The organism is Paraburkholderia fungorum, assembly GCF_046027215.1.
Classification (GTDB): Bacteria; Pseudomonadota; Gammaproteobacteria; order Burkholderiales; family Burkholderiaceae; genus Paraburkholderia; species Paraburkholderia fungorum_D.
Map to the genome: position 1 here is coordinate 2,166,916 of NZ_JAQQEN010000002.1, position 11,199 is coordinate 2,178,114.

Sequence of the window (11,199 nt, forward strand, 5' to 3'; positions counted from 1 at the left end):
GCGGAATGCCCCGACCCTGGTCTCAGAGCGATGGCTCTGGCGTGATGTGCGCGCAGGAACGCAAGGAGATGCACCTGCGCCTCCGACTCCGCACGCGTCGTGCCTGGGAGGTGAAATGTTGTGTCCGCAGGAGTTCGATCAACTGAGCCGGCACCTGCCAGATTCAATGTCCACTCCCGCACATAGGCTGCCGGGGCACGCATCGGCGCCCCTAGTGATTTCCGTTCAATGGAATTTTATACTCGCGCTAACCCTGATATCGGCCGCAGAATTTGCGAAGTAAGCTCTGTTTGTTCCATTTGTCGGAACTTAAATCCAGTCACCAGCAAGGAGACCCATGGAACAGCCCGTCTCGCGCCTGTGCGCACCTTCGGCATCGATTCACTTTTTGAACGCCACCCGCACCGCTGTCGCAGCGGCCTGCCTCCTGAGCTTTTTTGCCCCGATTGCCGGCGCGGCCCCTGTGGGAGCCGGGTGGACTGCGGACGTCATCGCCAATCCCACGTTCAACGACGACTTCAACGGCACGCAACCGGACGGCACGGGAGTCGACACCACGAAGTGGAACTACCGCACCGATCAGTGGAAGCAAGGCTTGAACAGTGTGCAGACGCCCGCGAACGTCAGCGTGGCCAATGGCAACATGGTGGTGAGTCTTCTGAAGCAGGACACGCCCAACGTGCAGACGAGCAGTGGGATGATCACTCAGCATTACACCGGTGGTGGCCTTATCAGCAAGCAGAGGTTCCGTTATGGCTACTACGAGATTTCCGCGAAAATCAATTCCACCCCGGGCTGGCACAGCTCCTTCTGGCTGCAGGAGGGCGATGGGTCGACGACGTACACGACAGACCGGCGAACCGAGATCGACGTCTTCGAGATCAACTCCGCCAGCTTGACCTACATCCAGCACAACCTTTTCAAGTGGTATCCCCCGTTCTCGGGGAGCGGCGGTGCCGCGGAAGTGACGACTAACCCCTACGTATATTCAGGCTTCGCTACCGGCGGAGCCTACGTTGGATCCGATTTTTCAAAGGCCTACCATACGTACGGCGTCGACTGGGAAGAAAACTCGATTACCTTCTACATCGACGGTGTGGCTGTGACGAAATCTCCCACCCCGATCCCGTATTCGCCCAGCGCCGACACGCACGATCCGGTGTCGATCTGGCTGACCGACGTTGCAACCGGCAGCTTGCCTACGGCGTCGGCCGACCAGATCTATTTCGACTATGTTCGCTATTGGCAGAAGGACTACTACGTCGACTACAACGACGCCGGCTCGGGTTACGCGGAACCCGTTGGAACCTGGTACACCTCCAGCCTCGCGGGCTGGACGAAGGACTACAAGACGCGCTACGCAACCTGTAACGTGGGCGGCAACGTCGCCACCTGGACCCCGGCGATCCGGAACGCCGGTAACTACGATGTCTACTACTACAACGTCGTGAATGCCAACAGCGATCCCAACATGGCGCTCAATGTCGCGGGACAGACCACCATGGTCAACGGCACTACCGGTACCACGGGCTGGGTCAAGCTGACCGCTGCGCCGATCGCCGTACCGGCCGGCACCGGCACGACCGTGAGCGTGACGTCGAGCGGATCAGGCTGTGCTCGCGCCGAAACCGTCAAGTTCGTTAGGGTGAGCTAACGATCTCCGGGAGGCCGCTGAAGCGGCCTCCCGAAAGACCGGTTGGCTCAGCCCAGCACGCCCTTAAAGCAAGCCGCTACGCTGACGCACCGCGCGCCTCGCCCCTTGGGAAAGCGCGTAATACGCAACCCCGCCCACCAGCATCCCGGCGACGGCATCGGAGAACCACGGCGCCGTCGCGTGCACGAGCACCGCGGCGCACGCGCCCACTGCCCACGCGGCGAATGCGCTGCCGCGGAAGTTCGGCAGATCGTCTTCGTACGAGTAATGCCGCACGAAGATCTGATCGACGATGATCACCGCGCCGATCGGTGGCACGAGCACACCGAGCAGGTTCAGCCAGTTCAGGAACAGACTCCACACGCCTGCCACGGCCAGCAATCCGCCGAGCAAACCGAGAAGGACCGTCATCGTGCGCATCTTCCTGTTCGCAATGCGTCCCCAGCCCACTGCGCCGTTGTACAGGCAATGCGTGCATACCGACCCGAGGTTCACGAAAACGAAAATCAGCGCAATCGCCGATAGCACGCCGCCATGGCTGGTCAGCACCGACATGAAGTTGCCGCCCTCGGTCGCCGGCGCTGCGGCGGCCCCCGCGCATACGATCACAATGCCGACCACCTGCGCGACCATGTTGGCAAACGGAAACGCAGTGAGAGTCGCGTAGACCGCACTCTTGCCGTCCTTCGACCAGCGGGTGAAATCCGCGGTCATCGTGCCGGAATCGGCAAACGTCGCCACCACCAGCGTGACCGCGCCGCCGAAGGACATCATGCTGTTCACGCCGAGCCCGTCATAAACCAGCACACCCGCGAGCGAATGCGCCGAGCCGATCAGATACACCGCCGCACATCCCAGGATCAGATAAAGCGGCGCGGCGATCATGCCGACGATCGAGAGCGCGCGGATACCGATGAACGTCACAGCGGTATAGAGCATCGTGGCCGCCACGATAGTCACCGTTTCGTTCCACCCGAACGACGCATGCACCGTCGTCCCGGTGAGGCCGGTCTGAAACGCGAACCATCCGACCACGACACTCGCGAGAAAACCGGAGGTGATCGCATAGCCCTTTTTGCCGAAGGTACGCTCGGCCTGTAGTGCAAAACTGCGACCGGTGTTACCGGCGATAAAGCTCAACGTGCCCACGTACGCAAGCAGAATCGCGTTGCCGATCAGGATCGCAAGCAGTGCTCGCGCAAAGCCGAGGTTGTACGCGATGATGCCGGCGAATACCGCGTTCGTGATGATCATGGGAAAGCCGAACCACACCGCCGCCACCGAAGACAACCGGTGACGATGCGAGAGTGGAACCGGCTGGTGCTCGAACTCTTCGTCGAGCCCGTGCTGTTCGGTCGAGCTGGTCATGATGTCCTCCTGGGTTTCCTGGCTGGATAGGCCGTTCACTGAACGAGGCCGAGTGCCTTGAGCAACGGCGGCACCGTATTGCGCCACGGACGTGCCCGCTCGAACGCTGCCGACGCGCGCAGCACCAGCGGATCGTCGAGATGACGGCCGACGATCTGCAACCCGATGGGCAGGCCGTCGCTGGTGAAACCTGCCGGCACCGAGGCCGCAGGCTGGCCAGTCAGGTTGATCGGATAAGTGAACGACAGCCACTGCGTGGGTGCGACCATGCGGCCGTCGGTTTTCTCCGGTCCCTGGCAATGAACGGGAAAAGGCGGAACCGTCAGCGTCGGCGTCAGCAACAGGTCGTAGTTCTCCATGAAGCGCCACATCTTGTTGACCACGCTCTTGCGGGTCACCATCGCGTTGGTGAAGTCTTCCGCAGTCCACGGGTGATTCAGAAACGCGACCAGATGCGGCGACATCTCCTTGCCCCATTTCGCCGCCATTTCACGCATCCCTTTCAGGTCGGTATCCATGGCGACGATCGCCCAGAACGCGTCGAAGGGATCGCTCCACCCAGGATGCGCAATCTCGACGCTACAGCCCAGATCGCGCTCGAAGACCCGCACCGCGTCGTCTACCACGCGGCGCACTTGCGGGTCGACAGCCGCGTAGCCCCAGTCCGGGCTGTAGGCGACACGCAGCCCTTTCAGTTCGCCGTCGAGCGCTTTCTGCCAGTCGATCCCGGAGGACGGCAGCGAATGGCGGTCGCGCGAATCAGGCCCTGCGATCACCGACAACATCAGCGCGCTATCCGCCACCGTGCGGCTCATCGGACCAATATGCTCGAGGCTCTCCCAGCTCGAGACGCCCGGATAGCGTTCATCACGGCAGCCGGGATAGAGCGGCACGCGCCCCATCGACGGTTTGATGCCGTAAATGCCCGAATGCGCCGCCGGAATGCGGATCGATCCGCCGCCGTCGCTGCCGATCGCAAACGGCACCTCGCCGCTCGCCACCGCCGCGCCGGAACCCGCGCTGGAGCCGCCCGGCGTCATGTCCAGATTCCATGGATTGCGGGTGGTTTCGAATACCGGGTTGTGGCCCACACCGCTATAGCCGAATTCCGGCACGTTGGTCTTGCCGACGATAATCGCGTCGGCCTTTTTTAGACGCTCGACGACCACGTCGTCCTCGTCGGGCACAAAGTCCTTGTACGCAGGCGAGCCGGATGCGGTCCTGATGCCCGCCGTGCTGACGAGGTCCTTGATGCCGACCGGCACGCCCGCCAGTGCGCCCACCTCGTCGCCGCGCAGAATGCGTGCTTCCACCTCGCGCGCCTGCTCGCGTGCCGCCTGCGATGTAATGGTGCAGAACGCGTGAATCGACGGCTCGAGCGCTTCCATGCGCGCGAGATGTGCCTCGACCACTTCGACGGGCGAAAGCTCCTTGCTGCGAATGGCCCTCGCGAGGGCGACTGCGTCCATGCCGCAGATCTGTTGCTTGACGTCCATGCTCATCTCCTGATCGGGTTTTTTGGTGGTGCGCTAACTATCCGTCGATCTTGTGAACGAGTCTCCACCAGCCGTTGAACAGGCTGTGTCGGTTTGTTAAAATTTGTGAACAGCGCGCGAAAGTGCGTCGCCGATAAACGGGTACAGGAAGGATTCGCGAGGGACCCATGCAGCAGAACCGGACTGCCCAGCGCATTGCCGTGGTCGACGACGACCCGTCCATACGCGAAACACTTGAAGGCTTTCTGGAAGCAGAAGGCTACGAGATCGGCTGCGCGGGCGATGCCGACGAACTTGACCAGATGCTGCGCATCCGTCCGGTGGACCTCGTGCTGCTCGATATCCGGCTGCCGGGGCGCGACGGCCTGTCGTTGACGCGCGATCTGCGCGAAAAGTCCGAGATGGGCATCATTCTGATCACGGGCCGAAACGACAAGGTCGATCGCATTCTCGGCCTCGAATACGGCGCGGACGACTACATCGCCAAACCGATCGACGAACGCGAACTGCTGCCGCGCGTGCGCAATCTGCTGCGGCGCGTGGAGCACAGCCGTAGCGTCAGCGTGCCTGCCACGCTGTCGTTCGGTCAGTTTCAGCTCGACACGCGCGGGCGCAACCTGACCGACCCGGCAGGCAACAGCGTGCCCCTCACCACCGCGGAGTTTGATCTGCTCGCGGTATTCGTCCGGAACGCGGGCCAGGTGATGTCCCGGGAGCGGCTGATCCTGGCCATCAAGCGGCGGCACTTCGAGTCAATGGACAGAACGATCGATACGCTCGTGCGCCGCTTGCGTCGCAAGATCGAGGCGGATCCTGACAATCCGCTCCTGATCAAAACCGTTCATGGCACCGGCTATCTGTTCTCGGGCCCGACCGGCGCGGACGACAACAGGCCCCGCACGCAGAGATCCACCTCCCGGTAGAGAACGACGACCTTCAGCGCCGCGTCCGACACCTCCAGCGCGCTGCCGGTGCGGGCAATCTGCTCCAGATCCGCGGCGGCGTCCGCCAGTTGCTGAAACCCGACATTCGACGCCGCGCCCGCGAGACGATGGCCGTTCTCCGCGACCTTCTCGAAGCTCGCGTGGGCGCAATCATTGACGATTCCCTCAAGGGCTTCGCCGGCGGTTTGCGCGAACGCCGCGACAATGCGCAAGGTTCGATTCTGTCCCAGCGACTGGCGTAACCGCTCGATGCGCTCCGGTTCTTCGATCGCCACGGTTGGCGCCGGCAGCGCCGCCTGCCTCAACGCCGTGCGCAGCGTGTCCACCTCGACCGGCTTTTCGATGATGCCGTCGATGCCGCGCAGCAGATAAAGCGGCTTGTCCGTCGGCAGAGGATTCGCGGTGAGCCCGAGTATCGGGCCCGTATGCCGGTGCGGCTCGCGGCTCGAACGGATCGCGGCTGTGGTGGCGAGCCCGTCCATCACGGGCATGCGAATATCCATCAACACCAGATCGAAACGCTGCGTCTTGAGGATGTCCAACGCTTCCTGCCCTGAGCCGGCGGCCATGACATCGCAGCCTTCGGCGCGCAGCAATTCGCTCACCACGTCGCGATTGAGCGCCACATCGTCGACCACCAATACGCGCGAGGTCAGCGCGACCTTCGGCACGCCGTCCTCAGGCTGCGCCAATGCGAACGGCAAACGCACCGCGAAGGTCGAGCCGCGCCCGATCTCGCTCTGCACCGAAATCGAGCCGCCCATCGCTTCAGCGAGACCTTTGCTGATCGCAAGACCCAGACCCGTTCCTTCGAAGCGCTTTTCATGGCCGGTTTCCGCCTGCGAAAACGGGCGGAACAGCTGCGGAATGACGTCGGGGGCAATGCCGATTCCCGTGTCGGTCACTTCGACGACAATCTCGATCCCATCGTCACGGCGCGCGACGACATCCGTCCTGACCTCGATATGCCCTGACTCGGTGAACTTGATACCGTTGCTGACCAGGTTGATGATGATCTGCTGCAAGCGCGCCGGGTCGCCGAATACCGCGGGCGGCAGCGGCGCAAGCGCGCTCACGCGGACCAGCAAGCCCTTCTCCACGGCGGCGGCACTCGCCAGGGTGGCGGCGCCCGTGATCACTTCGCGCAGATCGAAGCGACGACGGTCGAGCCGGACGTGCCGGACTTCGAGTAAGGCAAAGTCGACGATGTCGTTGATGATCGCCGCCAGCGTCTTGCCGGCCTGAATCATCCGGCGCACGATCTGCGCCGCGCCTTCGGGAAGCTCATATTGAACGAGCAGTTGCGCGAGTCCGAGCACGCCGTTCACAGGCGTTCTCAGCTCATGGCTCATCATCGCAAGCGATTCGGACTTCATCCGCTCGAGCGCCTCGGCTGCATTCTTCGCTTTGACGAGCGCGGTCTCGGCGTCGTGCCGCACGGTGATGTCCGCCACACTCGCAATGATCATCCGCTTCGAGCGCACCAGCAGCGACTGCCGGGAGACCAGCAGATGTCGCACGGCACGGCCGCCGCTATCGGTTTCGAACTCGCTCGTCTCGATGGCGCCGCCCGTGTCCTGCTGGGACGTCAGCCAGCTGAACAGATGCGTCTCGCGCCGCAGCGCTTCCTGCAAATTGCCGAGTGAGCGCAACGGATCGTCCACAAAGAGCTCGAGCGCCTGGCGGTTGGCGAATTCGATCTGCCCTTGCGCATCGATCAGCAGAAGCGGAATCGGCGAGGCATCCAGCAAGCGGTGCACCGAGTAGTCGCTCAACCGGCTCTCGCGCACGAGCAACAGCAGGCATCCGAGGAAGAACACGCCGGCAATGTCCATCGTAATGCGGCCGAACAGGCCTGCCGCCAACGCGGAAAGCGGCGCGGACGACAGAATGGCGACCGTGCTGCCACGAAGCGACGCGAACAGCGCGCCGTGGCGGATGACAAACTTGCCCTTGGTATCTTCGTTCTGCGCGTCTGACAGACCACGGCAGACGGAACTTTCTGCGCAGCCCGATGAGACCGGAATGACGATCGTCTTCTGCCCCGGCCATGCAGCGATGCCTGCAAGCAGCTTGCTCGAATGGCTTGCATCGTCATCGATGAGCGTGACAGCCTCTGAAGTTTCGGCATGGGCCTCGGCAGAGGCAAACTGGATCGCGAGACGGGCCTGATGCAGAAGAAGATTGTCGAGCACGTCTTTGCGTGCCTGAAAAAGCAGAAACGCGAGCGACGAAATCAACACGATCACCACAATGGCGGTTCTCGCCTCGGCTGGCGGACGCGGGGTTAGCGCTCTGGTTCTGGTGCCGAACATGGACATCAATCAAGTGCTTCCGCGCCGGCGGTCGACGCGCCGAGATCCGTGCCGAGACGATGCGACGCCAGCCCGGACAGAACGAGGTACAGGCAACCGGCTGCAGGCGCGCTAATCAAAGGGGTGATCACGTCGGGGAACATGCGGTGACACACGAGCGCCACCGTCAGGCCCGCCCCCGCTGCAAACAGCGCGGCGAGATTGACGGGCGCCGCCCGCGTGCGCGAGAAGCCGACCCGCACACGCAGGACGTAATAGTCCGCGACGATCACACCGCCAATCGGCGACACAACGGCGGTGAGCAGCAAGGTCCAACTGGACACGTCGCTGACGGTGTGGGTAATGGCCAGTAGCAGGCCTAACAATGTGGCGGCCGCCGTGATCGCCATCCACGGGAGTGCCGGAAAAGCGCTTTTAAATGTCGCGCCGGCGTTGGTCAGGCACGCATCGCAGGTGGTCCAGTTGGAGACGATGACGAGCACCAGCAGCAGCCACGATAGCGCGTTGCCCGAAGTAAACAGGTCGTTCACGCTGATCCCGGCCGCGGCGACCAGTACACCGAGGATCAGGAACGGGAGATTCGACAGGAGGAAGCCGAATGCGGTTGCCTGCACCGCTTCGTTTCCGGTGCGGCAGTAACGCACGATGTCACCGGTCATCGTGCCGCTCACGACGAAGGTGCCGAACGCGATGCACACGCCCGTGCCGAACGGCAATGTTCCGCCGATCGGACCATCCAGCAGCACAGCCCATTTGGGTGCGAGATGATGTGCAATGACGATAGCGGCAAATAGCACCATCGCGGGGATCGCGATCGCTGTCATGTTGAAGCCGCGGCTGATGCGGACAATAGCCGGTATGGCGAACAGAACGCCGATCACGCAGATCGCGAGTGTCGAATCGCCCGGCAGACGCAGTATGGCGGCTAGAATCGAGGCCGTCAGCGCAACATGGAAAGCGAACCAGCCCGTGACGAGCGAGCCGAGCAATGCGCCGGGGATGACGGCGCCCCAGCGGCCGAACACGGCTTCCAGCACGAGTTGCGAACTCAGGCCCCAGCGGCCGGCTGCGAAACCGATCGCCGCCGAATAGATGAAAAGAATCCAGTTGCCGAGAATGGCGGCAAACAGCGCGTCGGGCGTGCCTAACGACGCCTGCAGGTAACTGCCGACGACAATGGAGGCGAAAGCGGATGAGAACCCGGACCACGCGAACGCGGGGAAAATGAGCCCGCGCCGCCGTGGTAGCGGGATCGGCTGGGTGCTGGTGCCGTCGTTGGCTTCGCGCAGGAGGTTCATGATTGCTGCTGACGCTTCGATAACGAGGGCTGATTTATACCACTATAGTCCGGTGCCAATGTGGAGCAGCGACGTGTCAGACTGAGTCCTGGCTGAGTCCTCGCTGAAACAGGTGCGCGCCCCCGACGGCGCCCTGGCTGCTATAGACAGACTAACGGCGTCTTGCGTGGCACAGCGGTTGCGTCTTTACTTAGCTTCGGGAGCGAACAATCCCATCCTCACTGTCGCCAGCGATCCCTTTCGTCGTCGCAACAGGTCATAATTCCGTCGCAGCCACGGAGTTCAAGCACATGCAAGTTGCCGATGAAGCCGACCACAGTCGCGCGGGACGCGTGCGCCGGCGTCGCCAGTCACGCGAAATCTCCAGATATGCTGGCAGGCCGATCCGCTTGCTATGGCGCTATATCGGCCGTCGCAAGATAGCCCATACCGTCGTGCTCGTGAGTGTCCTGATCGCCGTTGGATGCGCCCTCGCCTCGCAGTACGGCATCAAGAATCTTATCGATGCATTGCCCGCCGGACGCGCACACCCAGGCACCGTGATTCGCGCCTTCACCATATTGGTCATACTGATTCTGGCCGACAATCTGTTCTGGCGAATCGGAGGCTGGGTCGCCGCGCGTGCGTTCGTCGGCGTGACGGGCGATATCCGCAACGAGATGTTCACCTATCTGTCCGCACACGCCCCGGTCTTCTTCGCGGACAAGCAGCCTGGCGTCCTGTCCAGCCGCGTGTCGGCCATGGCGAACGCTGTCTACACCGTGGAGAACACGGTCGCATGGACCGCACTGCCACCGTGCCTGACCGTCGCGGGCGCCATCGCGATGGTCGCGGTTGTCAGCGTGCCCATGAGCCTTGCGCTCGTCGCCGTCTCAGGCGGACTCGCGTTATGGCTGTTCCGGCTCGCAAGCACAGGAACGGCGCGACATCAGGCATTCGCCGCACGGGCCGCATCGGTGGATGGCGAACTGGTGGACGTGCTCGGCAACATCGGTCTTGTCCGCACCTTTTCAGCGGTGCCGATGGAATGTCAACGGCTCGATGCACAACTGCACACTGAAGGTGCAGCCCGCACGCAAAGCCTGCTGTTCCTCGAGAAACTGCGCTTGCTGCACTCCATTGTCACCGCGATCTTCTCCGCTGGACTTCTTGGCTGGACACTGTGGCTGTGGAATCAGGGCCGTGCGACGACCGGCGATGTGGTGCTCGTCAGCTCGCTTGGCTTTGCAATCCTGCACGGCACCCGGGATCTGGCGGTTGCGCTAGTCGACCTCACGCAGCATATTGCGCGTCTGGGCGAGGCAACGCAGACGCTGCTCATACCCCACGAGATGGTGGAACGCGGCAACACCCAGCCGCTGCAGATCGAACGGGCGACGGTGGATTTCGACAATGTGTCGTTTGCTTATTCCGGCCGCCGGCCAGTGCTCAGCGAATTCAACCTGCACATTCGCGCGGGAGAGCGGGTGGGCCTGATCGGCCCTTCCGGCGCCGGCAAATCGACCCTCTTCGCCCTGATCCAGCGCTTTTACGAGCCACAGGCGGGCTGCGTGCGGATTTCGGGGCAGGATATCTCGCGCGTGACTCTGCATAGTCTGCAGTCAGTGATTTCGATCGTGCCGCAGGACGCCTCCCTGTTTCACCGGTCCCTGCTGGATAACATTCGCTACGGTGTCCCGGACGCGACCGAGGCCGAGGTTCGCCGTGCCTGCGAGGACGCAAACTGCACGGATTTTCTCGCAGCCTTGCCAGGAGGTCTCAATACTATTGCTGGCGACCGCGGCGCGAAACTTTCGGGCGGGCAACGGCAAAGGATCGCCATCGCGCGCGCCATCCTCAAGGACTCGCCTATCCTGCTGCTCGACGAAGCGACTTCAGCGCTCGATACGGCTTCCGAGCTCGCCATTCAAACGGCGCTCGAGCGGTTGATGCACAACCGTACCGTCATCGCAATTGCCCACCGCCTCTCCACCCTGCAGACCTTCGATCGCATCGTGGTAATTAATCGAGGGCGTGTGGTTCAGGACGGCTCGCCGACGGAGCTGGCGGCTGTCTCCGGGATATATCGCGAGACGCTTGCGCGACAGCGCAGGCGCACAGCCACGCCAGAGGTGCCCTGAAGTA

At 62.7% G+C, this 11,199-nt stretch carries 7 protein-coding genes; 3 read left to right on the forward strand and 4 right to left on the reverse strand.

Annotated features, from left to right (window positions below):
• The first annotated feature begins 337 nt into the window (after nucleotides 1–337).
• The gene (locus PQR27_RS30190) at nucleotides 338–1,654 is read left to right on the forward strand and encodes a family 16 glycosylhydrolase (RefSeq protein ID WP_408527238.1); all 1,317 of its coding nucleotides are present in this window, start codon (nucleotides 338–340) and stop codon (nucleotides 1,652–1,654) included.
• Between the two features lie 63 nt (nucleotides 1,655–1,717).
• Here the strand turns inward: PQR27_RS30190 and PQR27_RS30195 are convergent, their stop codons facing one another.
• Nucleotides 1,718–3,022 carry a purine-cytosine permease family protein gene (locus PQR27_RS30195; RefSeq protein WP_408527239.1) on the reverse strand — a complete coding sequence of 435 codons (1,305 nt, stop codon included), beginning with the start codon at nucleotides 3,020–3,022 and terminating at the stop codon, nucleotides 1,718–1,720.
• Nucleotides 3,023–3,057: 35 nt separating this feature from the next.
• Nucleotides 3,058–4,518 (reverse strand): amidase, encoded by a 1,461-nt coding sequence (locus PQR27_RS30200; RefSeq protein ID WP_408527240.1) that lies wholly within the window; start codon nucleotides 4,516–4,518, stop codon nucleotides 3,058–3,060.
• A 167-nt stretch (nucleotides 4,519–4,685) separates the two neighbouring features.
• Here PQR27_RS30200 and PQR27_RS30205 point away from each other — a divergent pair, with 167 nt between their 5' ends.
• Nucleotides 4,686–5,441, forward strand: coding sequence for a response regulator (locus PQR27_RS30205; protein WP_408527241.1), 756 nt, complete (start codon nucleotides 4,686–4,688; stop codon nucleotides 5,439–5,441).
• On the opposite strand, the gene PQR27_RS30210 is transcribed toward PQR27_RS30205, so the two are convergent.
• Both PQR27_RS30210 and PQR27_RS30215 read right to left on the reverse strand, forming a co-directional pair.
• Nucleotides 5,372–7,777 (reverse strand): ATP-binding protein, encoded by a 2,406-nt coding sequence (locus PQR27_RS30210; RefSeq protein ID WP_408527242.1) that lies wholly within the window; start codon nucleotides 7,775–7,777, stop codon nucleotides 5,372–5,374. The two genes, PQR27_RS30205 and PQR27_RS30210, sit on opposite strands and share 70 nt — an antisense overlap.
• 5 nt (nucleotides 7,778–7,782) lie before the next feature.
• On the reverse strand, nucleotides 7,783–9,075 hold the full coding sequence (locus tag PQR27_RS30215) for a cytosine permease (RefSeq protein WP_408527243.1): 1,293 nt from the start codon (nucleotides 9,073–9,075) through the stop codon (nucleotides 7,783–7,785).
• Between the two features lie 290 nt (nucleotides 9,076–9,365).
• Here PQR27_RS30215 and PQR27_RS30220 point away from each other — a divergent pair, with 290 nt between their 5' ends.
• Complete coding sequence (locus PQR27_RS30220; RefSeq protein ID WP_408527244.1) at nucleotides 9,366–11,195, forward strand: ABC transporter ATP-binding protein; 1,830 nt, start codon at nucleotides 9,366–9,368, stop codon at nucleotides 11,193–11,195.
• Nucleotides 11,196–11,199 lie beyond the last annotated feature (4 nt).

Excerpts from the sequence above, each read along its gene's own strand:
- PQR27_RS30190 (WP_408527238.1), top strand. The coding sequence starts at position 338 with ATGGAACAGCCCGTCTCGCGCCTGTGCGCACCTTCGGCATCGATTCAC.
- PQR27_RS30195 (WP_408527239.1), bottom strand. The coding sequence starts at position 3,022 with ATGACCAGCTCGACCGAACAGCACGGGCTCGACGAAGAGTTCGAGCAC.
- PQR27_RS30200 (WP_408527240.1), bottom strand. The coding sequence starts at position 4,518 with ATGGACGTCAAGCAACAGATCTGCGGCATGGACGCAGTCGCCCTCGCG.
- PQR27_RS30205 (WP_408527241.1), top strand. The coding sequence starts at position 4,686 with ATGCAGCAGAACCGGACTGCCCAGCGCATTGCCGTGGTCGACGACGAC.
- PQR27_RS30210 (WP_408527242.1), bottom strand. The coding sequence starts at position 7,777 with ATGTTCGGCACCAGAACCAGAGCGCTAACCCCGCGTCCGCCAGCCGAG.
- PQR27_RS30215 (WP_408527243.1), bottom strand. The coding sequence starts at position 9,075 with ATGAACCTCCTGCGCGAAGCCAACGACGGCACCAGCACCCAGCCGATC.
- PQR27_RS30220 (WP_408527244.1), top strand. The coding sequence starts at position 9,366 with ATGCAAGTTGCCGATGAAGCCGACCACAGTCGCGCGGGACGCGTGCGC.